This window comes from Marinobacter pelagius, assembly GCF_900114925.1.
Taxonomy (GTDB): domain Bacteria; phylum Pseudomonadota; class Gammaproteobacteria; order Pseudomonadales; family Oleiphilaceae; genus Marinobacter; species Marinobacter pelagius.
Window position 1 is genome coordinate 111,434 of record NZ_FOUR01000002.1, and the last position, 22,751, is coordinate 134,184.

Genomic DNA, 22,751 nt, shown 5'->3' on the forward strand with positions numbered 1-22,751 from the left:
ATCCTTATCATCAATCGATACGTTCACGACCAGTCAACACCCTGAAAGACCTTGCAGGGTCAAGTACTCCCGATACAATCAGATTAAATGTGGCCAGGGCATAACGCTTCTCGCGCCGACAGACTTGCCCCATTCTGTAATGCAGGACTGCCCGTCGCTTACGAATAGTCGAGCGCCTGTACGGATACCTGGCTCGCGCCCGATGCAAAATTTCAAAGCCGTTTTCCCATCGCCTACGCTGCCCCCTGCTACTAATAGACTCCTGGTGGCGCCGGTACCGAAAAACTTTGATAGGCAGAAACGCCATTTTTGTTTGCTCACTGATCCTGATGAGCATGTCATGATCCTGAGCGGCCCGGAAACCCTCTTCAAAAAAACCAACCCGGTCAAAAACCTCACGACGAACCAAAGCGTTCTGCGGCAACAAAAAGTAGCAGTCCAGCAATACCTCGTTAGGATCATTACGCTCAACATGTTCCGGGGAGTGAATGTCGTACAGCCAGTTCCCTTTTTCATCAATAGCCTCCCCCATCCCGTAAACGAGACCGACGTCAGGATTGTTCTGTAAATAGTCGACCTGAAGAGCGATTTTATCAGGCATAAAAAGATCATCACTGTCTAATATTGCAACAAATTCCCCTGAGGCTTCCTCCAAGCCAAGGTTAAGTGCTGCAGATTGCCCACGGTTCTCTCGCCCCGGATGAGTCAATAAGGTTAGTTTTTTCTGATCCGAATATTCTTCGAGAATCTCAAAAGTCCCATCTGTTGAACCGTCATCTACAACTATTAGCTCGATATTCGGGTAAGATTGGCTAAGAACTGATTCTATTGTTTCCCCAATATAATTCTTCCGGTTAAACGCCGGTATCAGAACTGAAACCTTGGCCTTTCGATTCAACACCTTATTCAACCATCCCTGTTAATGCAAAAACATTCTTTAGGTTTCTTTACAAATTAGATTATCTATAAAATATGCTAGTACACAATTCCATCATTAGATCAGATATATCTCTCTATGACACCATTAATGCGACCCGTAACATTTTGCCAGTTATATTCATTCTCTACCGCACGCTGGCCTGCTTCTCCCATCTCACGCAAAGCTGTGGGATTGGACAGATAACTAAGTATGGTTTCAGCGAGTTCAGTGTGATTTCCGGCACCCACGACAGTCCCCGCATGATTGTCACGGACGATTTCCGGCATCACACCACTATTGGCACCAATGCAAGGCACCCCATGGGACATTGCCTCTATAAACACCTCACCGAATGCCTCGGTATAAGAGGGCATCACAAACAACGATGCATTTTTGAATAACTCTCGATACTTTTCTAAATCATCGGGGTCTCCTTTATTCAGAAAACCATGAACCTCTACACCGTTTTCATCAATGTTCCATTCCTTGCCAACCATAACCAAGCGTGCCCGCGGAAATTGTTTTTTGACCTGGCGGAAGGCTTCCAGTAGTACCACCCCTCCCTTTCGCTCAAAGGAGTGGGAAGCGACAAAAAGAATGCGCTGCTGGTCGTAATCTTTTCCCTCTAGAGACTTGGCCGCGAATGGGCTACCAAAACCCGCGTAATGAACCTTGTCTTCCGAGAGACCAAAATCCTCTACGAAAGAACGAGCCAAGGTCCGGCTCATTGTAAAAATACCTGAGAGACCGTCATAGACTCTTTTCTCGAAGTCTATGGCTCTTTGGATGCGCTCGGCTGGTAAGAGGCCTTTCGGAAGTGAGCGCACATACGCATAAACATTATTATCGTGGAAGGAAAATGCCGGGATTGCTCTTGGCTGATGGAAACTGTTCAGATCCAGGTTGGACCCGATTTGAAGAAGAGCATTGAAATCACCCTCAAAACACTCGAGTCCCCTAACAGCTCTCCGGCTCATCAGATTAAATCGGACCGGGTCCAACTGGTCCTTTGCATTCCACCTCACCCGGTCAAGCGCTCCATTTTTTAGTCTCAGTGCGCGCCTCAGCCACCGAGGAATTCCGACATCAACAATACCGCTCAGGTTATCCGATTCGTCCAACTGCTGAAAAAGATTATAGAAAGCGGACCCCTTGCGCTGTTGGAATGCGAGTCCTTGCATCACACCTGCAATCCTTGGCTCTGGCATCAATTACTTCCCCAATCGAACACATTGTTCCGATTTAATAACACCGCTCCCAAGCGGTCGATACCTGCTACAGTCTTCTGGAATTCATACCAGCTATTTCCAACTCCATGCCTCCTTAAGGCAAAAGTGTCTGCAGGGCCCTTGCGATCATAGTAGGCAACGACGCTTGAACTGAAGCCCGTGTTCCTGAGCAGATCCACGTAGTTCTCAGGAACATCGGCAGGCTGACCATTGGGGTAACAAAACGCCTTTGGCTCTGCTCCTATTTCCTCTTTAAGCCGTTCACGACAGCGCCGAACTTCCTCTTCGGCGTCGCTTTGATCCAAACGACCCAGGCTGTAGTGGTTTACGGTGTGCGCACCGATTTCAATGCCCGCTTTGTGTAATTCACGAAGCTGCGGCCAGGAAACCGCCTTAAAACCGGATGGAGCACCCTCCGGGACAACGACACCAACTTTCCGCGCCAATTCAGCCAACTGCAGCTCGATGCTTTTCCCATCAACTCTCAACAGTTTGCTAACAAGCGTGCCCCAGGTCCCGGATTTATCGCGGTTCCACTGATCAACCTCGAAATGATAATCGCCAAAATCGACCGGCACACTGACGTTCTGAGCAACAATCCATTTCAAGCGGTCATACCAAAGCCAACAACTCCCATCAACGAATCCAGTGCTTACATAAAAGGTAGCAGGTACCTGATACTTACGCAGTATCGGAAAAGCAACTTCGTAAAAATCCGAGTAACCGTCATCGACGGTGATGCAAGCCACTGGCCGCCCCTTTGACGCCCTGGAGCCGTTCAATCGCCGCTCTACCAGCTCCGTGACAGTTAAGCATTCGCATGATCGACTAAGAGTGGCGACCTGGCGCTCAAACAAATCCGCAGACACCCCACCATTATCATCACTCCGATAAAAACGGTGGTACATCAAAATCCGCGGATAATCCGTTGTGAGTCTTTGAGCCAACCAGGCTCCTCCATAGTTAAATCCCAGCTTTACAAAAGAGGAAAAAGAACTCACTCATTCACCATTATCAGTCAACGTCGATTGATGAGGGAGGGCTAGGAACGTTCCCCGCGATACCAGAAAGTGAAAATCCATTGCTATTGGGAACGCCCCTCTCATCAAAGACGTAAAGATAGAGCTCCTCTGCAGGTTCCGTCAGAGCCCCGCGATAAAGATTAAACTCAATTGAGGTTCCGTCCCAGGACTCAATGTGCTGAACTTCACAGGTACCTTCGCCATAGTAGACGGCTCTGATTGAAGCTGCAGAGCAAACCATCACCCGCTGTAACGAATCGTCCAGGTAGATGTCATCCAAATCGAAGCTGAAGGGGACTGTACGGAAATCACCGATGCCTAGCAGAGCAATCGTTACAGCACTCTCCTCGCCAAGCCCTCTCTCTTCCGTGCGAGCGATCATCTGGTCGACCCACTCATCAGTACTTTCAACAAAGGTTTTGCCGTTAATACTTGCACGCAATGACGGCTTAATTCCGCGCGCCGCATCGCCGACATTAAGCGCTACCTCAAAAAAGTTCCATTTCCCTGGAGTAGGTGAAAGACTTCCAAAGTTATTCGCCCAGAGCGACCCTCCTGTCCCTGGAACTCCAGCAGTTCCCATAGAGAAGCGATATCCCTCCCCTCCCTCATCCGACCAAAACCTCGCATATTTACCGCCAGGCGTTATGTACCCCACCTCATCAAACTTAGCCAGCGAGGGCGCCTCCGGGAACACAATCACAGCATCAGATGTCACGCCTGTAATTCTCTTACCTTTCAAACTACCTTCAAGCCCTCTTGGCGGCTCCAGAAAAATCCACCCATAGGGTAACGAACCCAGATCCGGTTCATAGGAAATGATCCGGCCATACCCGGACTCACCCTCAACCTGAATTCGTTCACCGTATTCCCCATCCATCCCCTCAATGAACCTGGAGGAATTGGCGTCTGCGGGTATGGCATAAAAATAGTTCGGATCAAAAGGAATTTTCATCCAGAATGCGGCATACATTGATCTGGAGTTCGAGTTTACCTCCTTTCCACCGTGAGCCGTCGGCCAACCAAGGAAATTACTGTTCCCGCTCGCATAGTAGTGCGAACCCCCAGCTCCGAACCTACTGCTCCTGCTTTTTACAAGCAAAACCCCAGTGTTTCTCTCATCAGGCAAACTGGGCTTAGCCCAAAGGGTTTCGGGATCCACATCACCACGCTGAATCAACTGCATATCCTCGAAACTTTCATGGTGATTATTAAGCTTACCGTGCTCCCAAGCGATATCTCCGTGGTCATAGAGGACCGCCGGCCCGTTTGGCTTTTCGTTGAAACCAGTGCCTTGAACACGGATTAAATCCCCTTTCTCACCGTCAGATACTTCTAATTTACTGATATTATTTATGTTCGGCGCAGCAACGGCCTGAAAAGTTGAAAAAATGAGAGTGAGCGAAAGGTACGATAAGTGACGATTTTTTTTCAGACGAACAGGGAACATGAGACAACCTCTATGCGAATGGGACAGCTCAGCCCATTCTCGACTAAGCAATGTTGTAACAACGAGCAGTGGATTCACATTTTGCAAAATAAAACATTACGAAATACTGAATCACAACTCTAGCTTCGGCACCAGGTGTTTGCCAGTTAAAGACCCTTAAGGCTATGAAGACACCGGGTTCTAACCCTGAGCCCCCCAACTATCCGTGACGCTCGGTTTCAAACCGATGCAAGTTCACCTTATTTTAGGCCGGAGAGTCCTAGTTTCCTATGCACCGATTTTAGGAGTGCATACAGCAACATACTAAAACTTAAAGGTTGAATTTTTTTGACGTCCCGCCTCTGTACAAAGAATTTAGACTATTATTCAAGAGGCGTCGAAGAGGTGGATAACTTGATGTTTACAATTCGAAGCGTTCCGACTCAGAAGTTTCATTGGGAAATTATCAGCATGGTGACAGCTTGTTCGAAATTTGGGTACGTTAATCGAAACCCATCGGCCACTGACTTGCCCTTCAAAATAAACTTAATAGTCTGAAATTCCTATATTTTTCATCATTTCAAGGGGACAAATATGAGAAACTTTTTCACATGGGTAGTGATGCGTACTTGGCCGTTCCCATTTGGCCACGTCCGCTTACTGTATTCATTAAAACCAACCGAGCTAGACCGAAACATAGCCACAACCCGCTTGAGGGGTTTCCCACTATGGATTACCTATGATCCCAACAGTGAAATCGGCCGATACCTTTTCTATCGAGGCAGTTTCGAAGAACAGATTCTTAGAAAAATCACGGAAGTGACAAGACCGGGTGATCGAGTCCTGGACGTAGGCGCAAATATTGGGGTCCACTCACTTGTGTTTAGCACACTCGTGCAAGAAGAAGGACAGGTTGTTGCGATCGAACCGCAGTCGAAGGTTCGCAAAAGACTGATGCATAACATAGATAGCAACCAGGTTAGCAATATATGCGTTCTGGGCTGTGCTCTGGGGAGCGAAGAATGCACCGCCACGATATATGATGTTGCACGAAACAACGACGGGGCCGCAACATTGAAGCCAGACGACCCTTCAAAACACGATAAATTTGAGCACGTTGAGGTCAAAACATTTGACTTCGTTAGAAAAACAACTGGGCTTGATTACTTCGACATCATAAAAATCGATGTCGAAGGTGCGGAGTTAGAGGTTATCAATGGTCTCTCAGAGATTTTTCGAACTCGGCCACCGCGCTGTCTCTTTGTAGAATGCGTCGATTCGCACCTGATTCGCTTTGGAACATCCTCTGAAGAGTTGATATCCCGGCTCGAGAACTTGGGATATTCTCTCAAGGCGAAACATAAAGGCCGCTGGAAGTCAATAGAACAGGTAGACCGAAAAAATTGTGATATCTACGCCGAACTTATGATTAAACATGCATAAACAATCTATTCTCGAGCGTCCGTACGCCTTTCAAAAGTAGGGGCTCCGAATTCTATAATACCTGTCGAAATTTATGCCGGTGGCGAAAACAATCTCTCTAACGCTTAATTGCTATTACAAAAAGACACAAAACGCGACCGCACTTATTTGAAAATACCAGATGCATTGATTACAAATTCCGAAGCAACTTTTCCCAATCCAATTCAGGAAAAGAAACGACCGTAAACACTATCATCTATAAGGAGAGACCAAAGCGTAGCCTTTGACTGCTTCTATACTTCCCTCCACTATGTAGCCAACCATTACCGGTTCATTATAACATCCAACTTAACAAATAACATACTCACACCAAGACTTTAATCACCGTATCTCTTACTGTTGCCAATCATTTTTTTATAGCAATCAATACACCTTGAAGCCGCCCAAAACCACATCCAGTATGACAAATCGTTATAAGATCTGCTCGCAACAGTCAGGAGTTTTATTCTTCTGCCAACTGTTGACGAAAGAAAATACCGCCACTTCAAAAAGAAGAAAGGAGGAAGCGCGCTACCTCGTTGTAACTTCATGAAAGATCGGAAGTCATCAGCTAAGATACTATTTCTTGGCTCAGCGTACCTATCTATAATGGCTCTTTTTCTTAGCCCAAATGCCTCCCTTGGAATGCCCCTTTCCTCAGCAATCCGTCTCGCTATTGGACGATCATAATTCCCACCAATTGACCAATCAGACATCTCTTCACTTCGACCAATAGCAATAATAGATTCCATGGAACGGGCAAAACAGAAAGGTATCGAAACATTGAAAAACCCAGTTTTTAACCTAGCCTCTGAAACATTAATTCCTGCCATATCGCTTCGAATCAACGAGTCATTGACGTATTTTTCGCCGATATTTTTATCCCATACAATTCCACCATAATTACCGGTGAACACTGCTGAAAGTGTGTTTTGTTGCTCAAGATATTTTGCCATTGGTAAAAACGAGACTTCAGGCGTTGAAGAGGATGGCGCGACATATAAAATCTCGTCCTCATCAACCTCATAATCACGCGCATTCACATATTCAATACTGAGATTTAAAGCTTCCCCTGCTTTAGTCCCATCGTCAACAAAACGGTCTCCAAATAGGTCAAAAAAAATCGACCTCGGTTTGGTGCACAAAAGAGCTCGAGATACGCCTGCATCCTTTGCAAGTGCTGCAACTGCAGTAGAATCGTATCCAGAGGATAATGTTACATAAGGTATAACAGGATATTGGCGCTCTTCGCTTCCAATATTTTTAACGATTTTAGATACCACATTACTAACACGCTTTTCATAGTCTTTAAAGCTTGAGAAGTTTTCCGCTTCAGTTTTACATAATATTCGCAGTTCCCCGCCTATTCCAACCTCAACGTCCTGATGAAATAACTGGTGTACCTCTCTTATCGTTTTGTGATCTACCGGAATCCGAGTGGGATATGTAGCGATCCCTGCAAGAGGCGCATAACTTACTCTATAATAATTAACCGAACTATCAAACCGAGCATCAATTTTAGCCATAACAGCAAATAGGCTATTACTGAAAATTAGCGTACCAGAATCAATGGCATAACATATTCGGTCGGTGAGACTAATGGAGCCCCAAATCTGTATCTTATTTTTTCGCCAACGTATTGCAGACCCAAACAGATTCGCATTCTCAAACTCATGCTCACTAAATTCTCCGTCCCAGCATCCCTCGACCATTGAGTCTCGGAAGATTTCTACACAACTTCCCACATTTATTTCTGCCGTTTGAGAGCCCGGTTTATATTCCAACACCCAGCATAACTTTGGAAGTATTTCATTTTCATGAACACTCACAGTGATTTCCTGCATATGAACCTCCCTATTCAACACTTGGGCAAGAGTTATATAATACAGTCAGTTTTGAAACAAATTCTGACCATTGTTTCTCCCATATTTTGTTCTCCAGTTGTGAAAAATCCCGGATTTTCTGAGTGTGAGCATTCATATTTTCACTGACGGTTTTTACTGCGTCCGAGATTGCTTGTGCATTCGGATTAGTATGACATGCTTTGCCTTTGAAAAATTCCCGGAGTGCTTTTGTATTAGAGGTAATCAGGGGTTTCCTGGCGGCAACAGCCTCATAGCCACCGCAAAGGATTACCCACTCAGATGTGGTGAGAACGAGAACAACGTCGCAAGAAAAGAGGTAAGCATCGTAGTCCTCGCTTGAAACAAATCCAAGCAAATGAATATTCTTTGGTAAATCCGGTGATTCGGGCTTGAGACCAACTTTGCGATAATCACCTGTGATGTGAATATGACAATCGAGAGGTAGCTGTTTCGCTGCGGAGATCACCTCATTGAACGGCTCATCTCGAGCATAGGTGCAAACATAAAGCACATTAGTACCTACTGGCAAATCAAGTTTCTCTTGGCAGCCGTTAACGTTTGGGATCTTGTCATGCAAAACAAGAGCTCTTCCTCCCTTACTCTCAACGAGTTCTTTGAGAAAATCATTAGTCACAATTGTCAGGTCCGCCACTCTTAGACTGAATTCACTGCACAGCATCACGAACCAGGTTGCCGGATTCAGGCTGATCCCCTTCCCTAACCGGAAGTTAGTATGCCTGTCTACAATCAGTGGAAAACCAAAAATTAACTTCATCAATGCAGCCACTGCGGCAAGAATACGGCTTGGGTTCTGAACCACTACCAGTCCATTCCTATATTTATAGATCACCGATACTGTTTTCAGTGTCTTAAGCAAATGCCTCAGAATGAAGGTCTCATTCGATTTTATAAACCGGTAGTCAGCACCCAGTTCTCTGGACAGTTCGATGGATCGGCGATGATTTTCCCAACTAACCCAGCATATCTTTTGACTCACGTTAATAACCTTGTTCCTTGAAATGGAGATTCTTTTGATGCCGATTTATCAGTAGGTCATACTCTTTAAACGTCGCATATACATCAGGATTTTTTAGAATGGGCCCCGTTGCTTGCTCAAGATCTACGTTGTCATACCCCGAATTGATCTCGATTACGGCCGGCCCTTCTTCGGTTATAGCAATGTCCATACCAAGAAGTGGATAGAAATCGAAGGCACTCTGGACCTTTTTGGCTAAGGAAATAACGTCTTCCCACTTTGGTATCTGGTAGCCATGGAACGGTACTCTAGAAGTTGGGTGGTGTGTAAATACCTGGCTCATACGGTCAAATCCCGTTTCCACAAGCTTTCCACTGTCCATATCCACTGACACGCATATGCCTCCCTGGCTCAAGTTATCAACCTTGCTATCTCCAACACCAAACCGTGCATAGGTACCGACTATTATAATATCGCCATTTTTTCTGAGGATAGTTACAACTCTAATTGTGTTCGTCGATTTTGAGATTCTGCTCAAATCTCTGTGTTGAATAATAAACTCTTGTACAATCAACTCACTCTCGGCTCTTACTCCGCTAAGCGGAACTAGAATTCCTTTCTGAATGGCATCAACTGTTCCGTCCTTAATTTGCGTGCAGGTTATCCCCCCTCCACCCTTACCTGACCTTGGCTTGAAGATCAGATACTTCATGTTCTGTTCGTCAAATTCTTTAACAGCTTTCTCCAAGATCTCGCCTTCTTTTAAGATCCTAATTATTTCAGGCGTCCTGATATTCCTTGCCTTACAAAGCATTTCAGCGATAACTTTATCCCGAAACACGATCTCGTAGACAGTCGGCTGCACACTTTTTTTTAGCTGCCTACGCTGGTAGGGGTCATAGTTAGATCCATAATAGTACGACCACTCTGACCTGGACTTCTCCCACAAACGACAAGGGGAGTAATTGTCAGGGTAGTACTTCAGTTGAAAAAAGATATATAGGAAATCACAAGCAACCTGAGTTTTGCTTTTGGTGCATTCGTTCCAGTTAACCTTTGAGAAACAATAAGGCAAAGCCAAGAACCGGAGGAAGCGACGAATATAAGGAATTGCACTTTCTACGCCGTATGTTGTTTGCCGCTTTAGCTTGTCAGAGATGAGTTCGAGATCAATCTTCATTATGATGCCGTAGCCCCGTTAGACATACATATATTCTGAATAAAATAGGATTTACCTGTATAACCGTTTAGTTGCTTGTTATCAAAAATATTAATAACGACTTTATTACCCGTTCTATCCTTAATATATTCTTCGATATATCTCTTCAATATATCTTTTAAATAGGAAAGTTCTACGCTTACATACAAATCGACTACACCGTACTCATCCTGAATAATTTTGAAACTGAATATTTTTTGCTCTTTCTTTTGAAAATCGTTTATAGCATAGGATATATTTACGGAATGGAATTTTGTCTCGGAGTCGATATAAACAAATCGGTTTACTGACCGTCCAGTAAGATTTCTCAAGTAAATTGAATCGCCTAGTAGACCGCAATCGGTGCTATCCATGTATCCGGTATCCCCTAGTTCATAATTCACTATACTGGATGATTTCCTTGAGACATCGGTGATAAGAAGCGAGTCTTCACTTTCCCTTATGATGAGCCACGGGTTCACAAAATGGCGGTGCCCTTCCTTACACTCGAAAGCAACGATATCGAACTCTGTAGCTCCGTATTCTTCAACAACAGGTGCATTGAAAACCCTTTCCAAGTACTCCTTTTGCGCCGGAAGTATTGTTTCAGCCGTACAGATCACACATTTAGGGGGTTTGAAACTGATGGAATTTTTTTCTATCAACGCAGCAGCTTCAAGAAGAAGCGATGCATAACCGTAGAGATAATCGGGTGCCGAATTGAGCGTCTTGACTAAAGAGTCGGTGTCTTGTTCTCCTGATGGAAAACATACTTTCCGATTCAAGACAAAGTTCTTGAGATTGCTCTTGAAGCTGTATTCGGGCCTACCCCAGAACCTGGCTTCACGGTCGCCTACCCGCACTCCATACTGCCTGAAGCAGTAATCACGCACGCCAAGCATTCGTGATAGCTCCTCTCGAGACAAGGTAACCGACGTTGGTTCTCCAGTGGTTCCAGATGTTTTTCGTTTGAAAGCAGCAGTAGTCTTTGCACCGCAGTTGAGCCTTTGATACTGTTTTTTATTGAGAGAAGGAGGACCCTTTAGCTCTGAAAGGGAAGTAACTTCGGCACCTTCGGCGTTAATAGGTTTGTTGGCCTGAAGTATTCGCTCCAGCACCGAGTTTCTCTCTTCAATTCCCAGGCTCCAGAGATAGCCTACTTCTCTTCGCCATTTTTCAACTCTTAGTCCCATAGAGAAGAAAAACATACGGGTCAGCAAATATCTCAACTTTCCCATCACGCTTGATCTCCAAGCGCAGACTGATAGAGCTCCCGATAGCTTTTCTCCATAGCCTTGACTGAGTAATGGTTCGAGACCCTTCTCAAAGACCAATTGACCTTCGATTTTTGCTGACTGTCACGTAAGGAATTTACAATGCACGAGCCAAGTTCACTGTAGTCGCAGTCTTCCGGCAACAGATACCCACCCTCACCGTTACCAAGAACGAACGGAATCTCACCAACCGGAGACGCTAGTACCGGCAAGCCTAAAGCCATCGCCTCTAATAGAGTGATTGGCAAGCCCTCAGTGCGCGAAGGCACGACTATCAAATCAGCGATATTTTGAATAGCGGGAACGTTGTTGGAGTATCCAGGCATCAACACTCGATGCCCGAGCCCCAGTTTACCTTTCCGCATCTCTAGAGCCTCCCTTTGCTTACCCTCGCCGACCAAGATTAGTCCAGCATTCTCAAACTCATTACAGACAGCCGGAAACGCATCAATGAGGCGATCAAAGCCTTTTTCTTCTGATAATCGACCCACACCAAGAACTATAGGGGAATGACGTGCCACAAAACCCCGAATTTCTAGATCAACTCGCATTGTCGAATGATGTTCGATGGTCTCAGAATCGAGTCCATTGGCTATGACTTTGACTTTTTTGCTCTTTCTAAGCCGAGGGGGCAACTCTTTCCTCATCGCCTCCCCAACCAGAACAACAAATTGCAGGCAGTTTATAGCAAGCCGATCCAAAAGCTCGTAAAGCCACATCTTGCTAAATCTTTTCGCATGTACGTAGCCATGCAGTGTTGCAATCATCGGAATACGGCGGACAATCAACGGACGAGCACCAAGTAACACGTTGAATTTAAAACCATGGGAATGAAGAATGTCATAGCCATTCGCTCGAGCCCATTGCAAAATTTCACCGCTCTCAGCAATGTTTAAGCCTGGTTTCATTCTCCAAGCGATTAACGGTAAGCCCATTTGAGAAGCCTCTCTCTCAAGAGGCTTCTCACCAACATTCGGAGCTCCAGCACTCAGTATCATTGGCTCAAGACCTTGCTCCATCTGATGCTTAACTAGACTCAACAGCATCTTCTCAGCACCATAGAGACCACCGCTATCAATCAGGTGCAATACCTTGATTCCCATCTACAACCTATCCTTTCCTTGGATTCCAGATAACCTTCTTCTCCCCCTTCAGGAAGGCACCTACTGCCTTGTAGGAGGCAATATTCAGCAGTAGAAAGTAATAGGGAATTGAATAGATCACAGAAAGCGGTTGGCCTTGTCCTTCCCGCTTATGGCCTGTCCAGGCCAGACCCACGAAGACAATCAGGCTGAGAAATGCCAGCATGTAAATGCCGTGGGACCGAGCCAGCAACAACGTACTCAGGGCGAGAGTGACCAGGGGTACGAAAGCGATGTAACGCAACAGCTTGTGGGAAACAAGCTGCCAGGCAAACACCGGATCCCGCAACGGATTCATCAGGTGCTTCATATCTTTCAGCGCCCACAGGGCACGAAGACTCACACGTACCCGCATGCTGAATTCGCTGTTGCTGTCGCTCAGGGCTTCTTCTTTCAGCAGGGCTTCGGGCTCGTATACGACCCGATAACCCTGCTCTACCACTTTCAGAGGTTGCACAAAGTCGGGCAACTGGTCAGCCTTGAGCAGTTGGTATAGTGACTTACGCATGGCGTCTATGCCGCCGTCCACGCCAACCACGGATCCGATGCGGGTTTCCTGTTTACGCAGCCAATTCTCGTATTTCATATAGGCGCTGCAACCATCGCCCACCAGGGAACCGTCTTTATTTACATAAACCATCTTCCCGGTAACGTACCCGACATCGGCGTCCGCGAAATTCCTGCACAATTTACTAACGGCCCGGATGTCCCACTGGGAGTTGGCGTCCGAGAACAGGATGATGTCGCCAGCGGCTTCTGGCACCAGCGTGTTCAGTCCTGAGGTTTTGCCCTGCCTTGGCTCCTGGCGGAACAGACGGATCGGAATACGGGATTCGGCTGCCACACGTTGTACGATGTCATCTGTTCCATCGTCAGATTCATCCGAGATAACGAGGACTTCCAGTTTGTCCGCCGGGTAATCCAGGTCCACCTTATTCCGAAGCGTCGCTTCGATGTCCTTTGCCTCGTTGTAAGCGGCAATCAGGATAGACACCCTGGGCTGATGATCAGCGCCGACCCTTATGGCCATGGAGCACAAAGAAGCCATCGCTTTCACCAGGAGCGGGTAACCAAAGTAGATATAGAAAAGCAGTAACAAAGACAGCCAGAACAGTGCGGCTAGCATGGCGATGTGGATTCCATTCGTTCGTACCCGGTGGTTGCCGGTGATTCCATTTCAAGCAGTTGCTGTTTTTTTAGTACATCGCCCATGGCGGTAAAGCTGAAATGTTCCAGCAGCTGTTCCAGCCTCTGTTCGCACACGTCTAGGTTGTTGTAGTGCCGGAACCGCGAGAACCATTTTACGTCCAGACGTGGCTGGCCCGGATCCACTTCCCAGGGATGGAGATAAAACACGAAGGGCCGGCCCTGGCGATTGATGCTGCCCAACCCCCAGCGACTGAACCAGTATGGAAACAGCCGGAAGTATCCCCCGCCAGCAATCGGAAGGGTGTAACCGGGGAATTTCAGCGTACTCAAAGGGAATTCGGCCAGTTCACAGCCGTTATCGGTAGTGAGCCGGTGAGGCCAGCGCGGTGTTCCCGGCATACCGTACCGATCGTGGTGTACCGGAAATATCGATGAGTCCCACAAGAATCCCTCCTCGGCCAGTATGTCCAGAGCCCAACGGGACTGGTTGGTAATCGAGTAGCTGGCAGCGCGATAGCCGGTAACCGGCTCGCCGGTTATGTCCTCGAGAATCCGCTTTGATCGCCGAGTTTCTTCCCTGAATACTTCTGGAGTCTGGTTGTAGATTAACTGATGGCTATAGCCGTGGCTGGCAATCTCATGTCCGGCTTTCTGGATATCGCGGACCAGCCCGGGCGATTTTTCCGCCACCCAACCCAGGGTGAAGAAGGTGGCCCGTGTATTATGTCGCTCGAGCAGTTCCAGCAACCGATGGGTATTGGCCTCCACCCGGTATTCCATGGAGTGCCAGTCGTCGCGGTTCACAGCCTCGGCCAGAGCGGCTACCTGGAAGTAATCCTCTACATCTATCGTGAGTGCGTTTGCTATCCGCTTGGTGCCGGAATCATTGTCCATTGGTGCGCCCTCCTACTCAGAAGAATTGGTAGTTAAGGGAAACCGCAACCCAGTTCTCCTGGTACTCTCTGGATGCAATATCGCTGTTCTTTTGGCGATGTCCGATGGCGGCACGAATGTCCATTCGGCTGGTCAGCAAGTAATCCAGTCCCATAGACAATGAAGCCAGATCATCTTCTGCACTCTCATCCTCGAACCGCTGATGTTGGTATGCGGTATCCAGAAACCAGGAAAGCAACTCGGATATGGGCCGGGAATACCGAGCGCCAATCCCGGTCAGCTCTTCCCGGTCGCCGGTTTGCAGATAATCACTGCGACTGGCTGATACCGTTCCCAGGAAAGTGGAGCCGTCACTGAATCGGTTGTTGTAACCCATCCTTACAGCTGTCACTTCCACAGCGGTGGATTGAGTGAGATTGAAGTTGAAGTCCCCGAATTGCACGCCCAGGGTAGACGTCTGATCCGTCAACCTGCGATTGGCATTCAGAGTGAATTCGCTGTTCGGACTGATTTCTCGAACCAGGTTTAAGGTGCCTGTGACACCATCGGTGGAGAGTTCCTGGGTGCCCAGCCTTGTTTCCAGACGGTTTACGCCAAGGGAACCACTGACTCGGGTTGTCGCCCAGACCTTGTTGAAAGTGCCAACGACGGATTCACGATCGAGCTCTTCTCCAGTGTCCAGCTCCGTGCGCTCTGCACTGGTGGAAACACCAAGTTGGAGGGTCTGGCTGAAACTGTGGTTGTAGGCAACCGTTCCTGTCAGCCGTTCGCTATCTTCTTCTTCCGGTTCTTCAAACTCGGTATTTTCGTACGCCGCAGAGAACTGGATCTGGTCGACCGGTGTCAACTCCAGCGTGTACACCGGGCCGGTACGGAACACGTTTTTGCGAGTCAGGTTGTCTTGTGTGTCCGCCGCTCGGGTATCCCTCGTGACCTGACTGATCGTATCGGAGGCCTCCCAGCTCAGACCTTTGGCCAGCTCGCACTGTCCTCGCAGCATGCCACGGGTGTAGACCTCAGAGTCAAAAGCGTCGTCATGCCAGTAGCCGTAACCCAGTCCCATGTCCACCAATGACGTGCATTGTCCGGGGTCGCTCAGGTGTTGGAAATTCAGATTCACCCTTGTTTCCAGGTCACTCTCTTCATTGCTTGAGTCTCGACGCGCGTTGTCCGAAAACCGGTTATCGATTCCTCCCGACAGGCTATTGGTCGCTGCCATTGTGGGCGCCGTTACTGTTACCAGTAATCCAGTGGCGATGGCGGTAATCCATCGCCTCCTGCCTGATCCGTAAACATCATCCATTGATGACAGCTCCTACAAACTTTTCGGGATCAAACGCCTGAGCTGCATTTTCCGCGGCGCTCGCAGTAATCTTGCCGTGCGGTACCACCAGCATTGAGTAGTCACACAACTCACCAAGGATGCGCGCATCGGGCGAATCAGCGATGGGCGCCGTGTCCAGAACGATAAAACGATCCGGATAGCGGCGCCGAATGGCATGCAGAAACTGCCTCATCCGGAAAGAAGTGAAGAACTCCGCCGGATTTTCACGCCGGCTACCGGCCGGGATCAGCCTCAGACGCGGAATACCGGTGGGGTATATGATGCCCCCTATGTCGTAATCCGAGTCTTCAAGGAAATCGGTCAGTCCTGTATCCGAAGCCAGTTCGAGCTGGGAGTGCAACGTGGGATTACGCAGATTGCAGTCAATTATGAGAGCGGTTTTGGATTGGTCAAAAGCAAATGCTGCTGCCAGATTGAGGGCCATAAAGGATGTTCCGGCTCCTTCACAGGCCCCGCTGACCACCAACGTAAAGTTATTGCCACCGGATAGTTCCAGCAGTTTTGTCCGCAGGTGGCGGAACCGATTGACCAATTCCCGATCCCGTGACTCCGGATAAATAATTCGCCGTTCGTCCATGTCGTCACGAGTGAGACGACGAGGCTCCTGCATCTTGACGATCTGTTTGCTGATCACATACCTGTCGACAGCGCCGGGACCCAGCTCCAGCGAGCTCGGTACCAGCATGCGGGAATCATCCCACTGGGGAAAGTCGCGGTCGTCTCCGCTATCCCGAACGGCGCCCCTTTTTTGCAGGTCACCTGTCCGTTCTTTTCCGTTGATATCCCCGGCACGGGATGCACTATCACGGGGGCGGGTATCAGACTCCATCTCTTCCCTGTCCTGTTTATGCTCTGTCATCAGATAACTCCCATCAGAGCAGCACCGGCGACACCACCATAAGCAGCTATTACCAGCGCAATGCATATACCGACTAAAACGGTCAAACGGCGGTCTTTGCGTTTCTCGTAAGGTGTTCGTACCTTTGGAATTTCTTCCAATATCGGCAGACCAATACCATCTTCAAGCTGTTTCCGGACCCGTACCCGAGGGTCAATCTGCAATGCACCGGCCGCCAGCCCGAACGGAGCCAATGCACCGAGAATCAGGCCCGCTGAGGCAAACATCGGAAACTTGGGACCACTCGGAGCCAGGGGGTATTGCGCAGTTTCAATGATGCGGAAATTCAAACCCTGACCTTCGATATCCAGATGCATGGACACCCTTGCCTTTTCACGGCGCTTGAGCAGGTCATTGTAGATCTGTTCGTTCACTTCCATATCCCGCGTGAGTTCGGAGTACTGTGCCTTGTTCTCCTGGATGCGCTCCATGCGCTTTTCCTGCTCCGCAATCAGCTGCTTGAGCGACTCGATACGTGATTCCTGGGTGCGGATGCTGGCGCGGGTTTTGGCGACTTCTGCACTGATGTCCTGGTAAAGAGGATTCACCAGCTGCTCACCTCCGCTGGGAGCCTGAGCCAGCTCCCCGCTTTGAGCAGCGCTGTCCCTCTGATTTTTCAGCTCTGCAATCTGCTCCTTGAGAATGACAATGTCCGGGTAGGTGTCATGGTATTGCAGGCGCATTTCATCGAGGAGTGCCTCTTTCTCGCGGATTCTGCGGGTGTAAGCGTCCACCGTACGTCCCTGGCTGAACATGGGTTCCACACTCTGCAGGTCTGACGCCAATGACTGTGCTCGCGCCATCAGCTCTGTGCGCTCGAGCTCTGCCAATTCCAGCTGTCTGCGGAGACTGGCCATGCGAGAATTCGCTTCGCTTTCCGTGCCGTCGACGTTCTCCGAGAGAAAATTCTTCAGCTTCTGTTCTACATCGGCGAGGATCGATTCGTAGTTTTTGACCTGTTTATCGATGAAATTGTAGGCGTTCCGGCTTTCTTCGCGTTTGTTTGCCGAATTCTCTGCAATAAACGCCTGACCCAGTCGCTGTGCAATACGATATGCCTGCATGGGTGACTCGGAGGTATAGCCAATACTGAAATAGCGATCGCCTCGTGGGCGCACGAACATATTGGCGCGCAGCATCGCGATTCTCTCCTCTCTTGCCTCGTCGGAGAGTTGGTCTGCCCCCTCGCTGAATATGTTTGTGTCATCAGCAACCCGCGACATGACATCCCTGGACCAGAGCATCTCTCGCGCTGCGGAAGTGCGCTCACTGATCTCCGTGGTTACGGCACTGCCTTCCATCAGTGGACGAATTATGTTCTGGTCATCTACAAAAATGACAACCTGGGACTGGTACTTGTAAGGCCATATAAAACCAGCCCCCAGTACAGAAAAACTGACAATCACGAACAGTAGGAAGGCCAGCCACTTGCGTGACCTCAGCTCCCTGAACATTTCTGACGGAATCTTATCGAACGGAAGTGCCATCTCTTTTACCTGCTAACCGGTTCCGCTATTTGCATTCAACAACAGTGTAGTTGAGCTCAAAAACGTCTTTCCGGAACGGTCAGGATATCTCCGGGCCGCATACGGTAGTTGGTAGAGACGTCACCCTTGTTAAGGATGTCGTCCAGACGGACTGGAATGGCTACCACCTTGTCGCCAACCAGTCGGTAAAGCATGGAATCATTGAGGTTCGCAAACGGATTCGCACCGCCAGCACTCAGTACCATGTCCAGTACTGTCATTCCGGACCTGTGAGGCACAGAAATGGATTGATTGACGGCACCCGTTACCCGTACCCGGTCGCTGAATTCATGGCTACCCATGGAGGTCACGACTACGGTCACCTGGGGCTCACGAATATAAGCTGCCAGGCCCCGTTCAATCTCATCGGCAAGCTGTTCCGGAGTTTTCCCGGTGGCTTTGATATCGCCTATCAAGGGCATGGAAACCCTGCCGTCAGGCCTGACGGGAACATTGATGCTCAGGTCGGCGTTACGCCAGACAGAGATCTGGATTGCGTCGGTAGGTCCGAGTATGTACTCGTCTACGCTGGTTGAAGTCTGAAGGCTGAGGGCTTCGTTGATGGCTTCCTGGGAAGATGGCTGGGGGCCAGCACAACCCGTAACAAACGCTACCGCAGACAGGGATAACACCAATCCCTGCAAAGAATACTTCAATGACATTGTCAAACCTCTCTCATTCCGTGTTTTTGTCCATGTCTCGGGGAGAGCTGATCCCGAAACTATCTTGATCCTTTCTTGAACAATACCACCTCTACTGTCTGAATTATAATCAACAAATCCAGAAACAGGCTTTGGTTCTTGATGTAGTAAAGGTCATAACGAAGTTTCTCCCTCGTGTCCTCTTCGTTGTCTGCGTAGGCAAAGCATAGCTGAGCCCAGCCAGTCAAACCCGGTTTCACACGGTGGCGTTCACTGTAAAAGGGAATCTTCTCCGTAAGCTGCTCCACGAACACCGGTCGCTCGGGTCGGGGACCAACGAAGGCCATGGTGCCGTTCAGTACATTTAGTATCTGGGGCAGCTCGTCAATTCGCACCTTGCGGATAAACTCTCCCACTTTGGTCACCCGGGCGTCGTTCTGGCGTGCCCAGACGGCACCATTTTTTTCGGCGTCGGTAACCATTGAGCGAAACTTGTGCACCTTGAACACGCTGCCGTTAAGCCCCACTCGCTCCTGGCTGTAGAAAACGGGAGCCGATAGACCGTCTTCGATTTTTATGGCGATGGCGGTGAGCAGCATCAGTGGAGAGGTTGCCACCATCAAGGCGCTTGCCGCCAGAATATCCAGTGAACGTTTCCCAACCCCATAAACGGAAGAGACGGTAAATCCATCGGAGAAAACGAGCCAGCCCCGGGTAACCATTTCCAGAGCCACTTTCCGGGACTCCCGTTCGTAGAAGCTTGCGCCATCAACAATGCGCACACCTTCCATTTTGCATTCCAGCAGGTCTTCCATAGGCAGGCCCTTACGGCGATCATCAACCGCCACCACAATCTCATGTACCGGGTTCTGGATAATGTACTGGTGCAATGTGGTGGCGATGTTCAGCAGATACTCTTGGCTGATTTCGATAGGTTCATCCGGCATTGGGACAAAACCGGTGAGCATGAATCCCTTCCGGTTGAAGGGCGTCCTGAGATCTTCCTGGATCTGCCTCGCCCGATAACCCGCTCCGAGCACAAGCACTTTGCGCTTGAAGGCTTCTTTGCCAACGGCGGCAAAGAATACCGGGCGCGCAATCCCCAGCAGGAAAAGCCCGAAAACAGGACCGGTCGTCAAGACACTGCTGGAGCCGATGTACCACAGCCAATCCTCCGAAAGCAGGTACACGAAGCCACAGAAAGGAATACTCACAATCAACGCCATGATGGTACGAAGCATCATGCCGGACATGCCCTCTTCCGTGCGGGACTGCTGCACCCCGATAGCCACCATCACCAGAAGGTTCAGTGCCGAAAACGCAATGATCGATGGCAGCAGGAGGTTCAGGTTTTCCAGAAAGAGGTGGAGATCGCCGAAGTAAACAAAGAAAACGGCAAGCGCGAACGCAAACCCCAGCACCACAAAATCAATGAGGCCAAGTATGACGTACGGAACATGTAAATAGTGCTTGAACAATCTGACGTGGGCCACGTCAACTCCTTTTGCTGCTCACAACAATAAAACGCATCCAATGCGTTTTTTGCAGCGTCACTTGAATTTAAGTGTAATGTATATTCCTGCCCCTGCAATTACCGGCAAACAAAATGCACCTATCCAAGTGTAAAGAAAACTGACATACGAATTCTGATGAAGTTTCCGGTTTTCTTTAGCGCAGAGTAACGAAGTCGTTGACGCGGGAGCCGAGGAGCATGAGCCAGGCAAAAGCCCGACTGTGATTATAGTTTTTAGCCTTTTCATATCAGTACTCCATTTACCTGACGTAAATGCCTTTGGCAAAACTAAGTGATGCATGGCTCGTGCCAAAATAATATTTATTTATTTTTCCGCCACTTATAAATCCACCTCACAAACGGTGTAAATTAAACTGACACTTACTGTAACCCGGGTGTATCACATTTAAATGACGAAAAGGCCAACAAATTCGTGTACAGGGGTGCGCTCCAGCATTTGCTGATCCTCACAAAGCCGGAATATTCGGTCGCAGGTCTGGCCCGGAAACCTTGTCGCAAGGTTTTGACGGAACTTTTCCTCTAATAATGGAATGCCTTCCTTTCTACGGCGGCGGTGGCCAATGGGATATTCAACCTCGACTTTGTCAGTGCAGCTTCCATCCTTGAAGAAAACCTGGATGGCATTGGCGATCGAACGTTTGTCTTCTTCCAGGTATTCGCGGCTATACCTTTCGTCCTCCACCACCTCCATTTTTTCGCGAATACGGTCGATGATCGGATTCGACGCGTGGAAACTGTCTTCGTAATGTTCCGCAGTCAGGCGGCCAAAAATCAGGGGGACGGCCGCCATATACTGGAGGCAGTGGTCCCTGTCCGCCGCGTTAGCCAGCTTGCCCTGCTTGGAGATGATACGGATGGCGGACTCGTGGGTAGTAATGACGATGCGATCGATCTCATCAAGGCGATCCCTGACTTGCGGATGCAGGATGACTGCCGCCTCTGCCGCTGTCTGGGCGTGGAACTCCGCCGGGAAAGAGATCTTGAACAAGATGTTCTCCATCACGTAAGAACCGAACGCCTGGGGTAAAGAAAACTGACGCTTGTCCTCGGGCTTCAGTTTCTGGTCCTTGTTGGTTTTGCTGAACAGCACGTCATAGAAGCCCCATTGAGGGGCTGTCAGTGCGCTCGGGATGCCCATTTCCCCGCGCATGGCAATATCCGCCAATCGCACCGCGCGAGAGGTTGCATCCCCTGCTGCCCAGGATTTCCTTGAGCCGGCATTGGGCGCGTGGCGATAGGTTCTCAATGACTGACCGTCGACCCAGGCGTGGGAAAGAGCTGACAGCAACTGCTCCCGGCTGGCGCCCATCAGCTTGGCCGTAACGGCAGTGGATGCCACTTTGACCAACACGACGTGGTCCAGCCCTACCCGGTTGAAAGAGTTCTCGAGCGCCAGCACACCCTGTATTTCATGGGCCATGATCATGGCTTCCAGCACATCTTTCATGGTCAGGGGGTCTTTGCCGTCTGCGACTTTTTTCTGGGAAAGGTGGTCAGCCACCGCAAGAATCCCTCCCAGGTTGTCAGACGGATGGCCCCATTCTGCTGCCAGCCAGGTGTCGTTATAGTCCAGCCAGCGGATGATGCAGCCGATATCCCAGGCAGCTTTTACCGGATCAAGCCGGAAGGACGTTCCGGGAACGCGAGCACCGTGAGGAACCACCGTGCCTTCAACAATCGGACCCAGGTGCTTGGTGCATTCCGGAAACCGCAGCGCGAGCAAACCGCAGCCCAATGTGTCCATCAGGCAGTTCCGGGCCGTGTTCCAGGCTTCTTCGCTTTTTATACGGTAGCTGAGCGTGTAGTCGGCAATGGTCTGGATGACCTGGTCGTAATCGGGGCGTTCGTTGAGGTCGAATGTGGCTGACATGGCAAGAACTCCAAAGTAGCGCTATCAGTGATACTCCAAGCCTAGCTGAAAGTGCCATGCAAGCAATTGTCACTGTGGCCTGACACTTATACAACTTTCCATTTTTCATATATTTATGGATCTATATCATAAATCAAAAGAATTACCTTACTAACTTTGAGCAAGTTATAACTCTAAATAGATTAATTTTATTTCATTAATAGTCCCCCGCAATATTTCTTCCTTTTCACTCCAACTGACTGTTTGCTTTTCAATTCTTTCATACAAACCGTTTTCACAGCCGTAATACTGTGAAATGGTTTTACGGGGGTTATCTCGCCTATAATCTTCGCGCCATCGATAAATAACTTGTCAGCAAACTTTAATGAAGAGTTCATTA

18 protein-coding genes are annotated in these 22,751 nt (G+C 48.9%); 1 reads left to right on the forward strand and 17 read right to left on the reverse strand.

Annotated elements, in window-relative coordinates; genetic code table 11:
• Positions 1–10: 10 nt before the first annotated feature.
• The 4 genes from BM254_RS04635 to BM254_RS04650 form a co-directional block, all read right to left on the reverse strand.
• Entirely contained in the window at positions 11–901 is an 891-nt protein-coding gene (locus BM254_RS04635; RefSeq protein WP_245777366.1) for a glycosyltransferase, read from the reverse strand.
• A 98-nt stretch (positions 902–999) separates the two neighbouring features.
• Positions 1,000–2,127, reverse strand: coding sequence for a glycosyltransferase family 4 protein (locus tag BM254_RS04640; RefSeq protein WP_091999479.1), 1,128 nt, complete (start codon positions 2,125–2,127; stop codon positions 1,000–1,002).
• Positions 2,127–3,149: a polysaccharide deacetylase family protein gene (locus BM254_RS04645; RefSeq protein ID WP_139227013.1), complete on the reverse strand. Its 1,023-nt coding sequence runs from the start codon at positions 3,147–3,149 to the stop codon at positions 2,127–2,129. Before BM254_RS04645 ends, BM254_RS04640 begins: the two co-directional genes overlap by 1 nt.
• Positions 3,150–3,162: 13 nt before the next feature.
• Positions 3,163–4,620 carry a hypothetical protein gene (locus BM254_RS04650; protein WP_091999484.1) on the reverse strand — a complete coding sequence of 486 codons (1,458 nt, stop codon included), beginning with the start codon at positions 4,618–4,620 and terminating at the stop codon, positions 3,163–3,165.
• A gap of 573 nt (positions 4,621–5,193) precedes the next feature.
• On the opposite strand from BM254_RS04650, the gene BM254_RS04655 reads away from it, so the two are divergent.
• Complete coding sequence (locus tag BM254_RS04655) at positions 5,194–6,042, forward strand: FkbM family methyltransferase (RefSeq protein ID WP_091999486.1); 849 nt, start codon at positions 5,194–5,196, stop codon at positions 6,040–6,042.
• 356 nt (positions 6,043–6,398) lie between these two features.
• Here BM254_RS04655 and BM254_RS17650 read toward each other — a convergent pair whose 3' ends face one another.
• The 13 genes from BM254_RS17650 to prpD all read right to left on the reverse strand — a co-directional run bounded on the left by BM254_RS17650 (position 6,399) and on the right by prpD (position 22,372).
• Positions 6,399–7,904, reverse strand: a complete 1,506-nt coding sequence (locus tag BM254_RS17650; RefSeq protein WP_139227015.1) for a hypothetical protein — start codon at positions 7,902–7,904, stop codon at positions 6,399–6,401.
• Positions 7,905–7,914: 10 nt separating this feature from the next.
• A complete protein-coding gene (locus BM254_RS04660; protein WP_091999489.1) occupies positions 7,915–8,922 on the reverse strand; it encodes a glycosyltransferase family 4 protein in 1,008 nt (335 codons plus the stop codon).
• A gap of 1 nt (position 8,923) precedes the next feature.
• A complete protein-coding gene (locus tag BM254_RS04665) occupies positions 8,924–10,081 on the reverse strand; it encodes a sugar-transfer associated ATP-grasp domain-containing protein (RefSeq protein ID WP_091999492.1) in 1,158 nt (385 codons plus the stop codon).
• A complete protein-coding gene (locus tag BM254_RS04670; RefSeq protein ID WP_139227019.1) occupies positions 10,081–11,340 on the reverse strand; it encodes a phenylacetate--CoA ligase family protein in 1,260 nt (419 codons plus the stop codon). Before BM254_RS04670 ends, BM254_RS04665 begins: the two co-directional genes overlap by 1 nt.
• Positions 11,337–12,476, reverse strand: a complete 1,140-nt coding sequence (locus tag BM254_RS04675) for a glycosyltransferase (protein ID WP_091999498.1) — start codon at positions 12,474–12,476, stop codon at positions 11,337–11,339. Before BM254_RS04675 ends, BM254_RS04670 begins: the two co-directional genes overlap by 4 nt.
• A gap of 7 nt (positions 12,477–12,483) precedes the next feature.
• Positions 12,484–13,641 carry a glycosyltransferase family 2 protein gene (locus BM254_RS04680; protein ID WP_091999501.1) on the reverse strand — a complete coding sequence of 386 codons (1,158 nt, stop codon included), beginning with the start codon at positions 13,639–13,641 and terminating at the stop codon, positions 12,484–12,486.
• On the reverse strand, positions 13,635–14,558 hold the full coding sequence (locus BM254_RS04685; RefSeq protein WP_091999503.1) for an XrtA system polysaccharide deacetylase: 924 nt from the start codon (positions 14,556–14,558) through the stop codon (positions 13,635–13,637). Before BM254_RS04685 ends, BM254_RS04680 begins: the two co-directional genes overlap by 7 nt.
• Before the next feature lie 16 nt (positions 14,559–14,574).
• Positions 14,575–15,777 (reverse strand): outer membrane beta-barrel protein, encoded by a 1,203-nt coding sequence (locus BM254_RS04690; protein ID WP_175497205.1) that lies wholly within the window; start codon positions 15,775–15,777, stop codon positions 14,575–14,577.
• 76 nt (positions 15,778–15,853) lie between these two features.
• Positions 15,854–16,762 carry a P-loop NTPase family protein gene (locus tag BM254_RS04695; protein WP_245777367.1) on the reverse strand — a complete coding sequence of 303 codons (909 nt, stop codon included), beginning with the start codon at positions 16,760–16,762 and terminating at the stop codon, positions 15,854–15,856.
• Positions 16,762–18,288 (reverse strand): XrtA system polysaccharide chain length determinant, encoded by a 1,527-nt coding sequence (locus BM254_RS04700; protein ID WP_091999509.1) that lies wholly within the window; start codon positions 18,286–18,288, stop codon positions 16,762–16,764. The genes BM254_RS04695 and BM254_RS04700 overlap by 1 nt, the downstream gene beginning before the upstream one ends.
• A 56-nt stretch (positions 18,289–18,344) precedes the next feature.
• On the reverse strand, positions 18,345–18,989 hold the full coding sequence (locus BM254_RS04705; RefSeq protein ID WP_091999512.1) for an XrtA/PEP-CTERM system exopolysaccharide export protein: 645 nt from the start codon (positions 18,987–18,989) through the stop codon (positions 18,345–18,347).
• A 59-nt stretch (positions 18,990–19,048) separates the two neighbouring features.
• Positions 19,049–20,461 (reverse strand): TIGR03013 family XrtA/PEP-CTERM system glycosyltransferase, encoded by a 1,413-nt coding sequence (locus BM254_RS04710; protein ID WP_091999514.1) that lies wholly within the window; start codon positions 20,459–20,461, stop codon positions 19,049–19,051.
• Positions 20,462–20,887: 426 nt separating this feature from the next.
• Positions 20,888–22,372 (reverse strand): 2-methylcitrate dehydratase, encoded by a 1,485-nt coding sequence (gene prpD, locus BM254_RS04715; RefSeq protein WP_091999517.1) that lies wholly within the window; start codon positions 22,370–22,372, stop codon positions 20,888–20,890.
• Positions 22,373–22,751 lie beyond the last annotated feature (379 nt).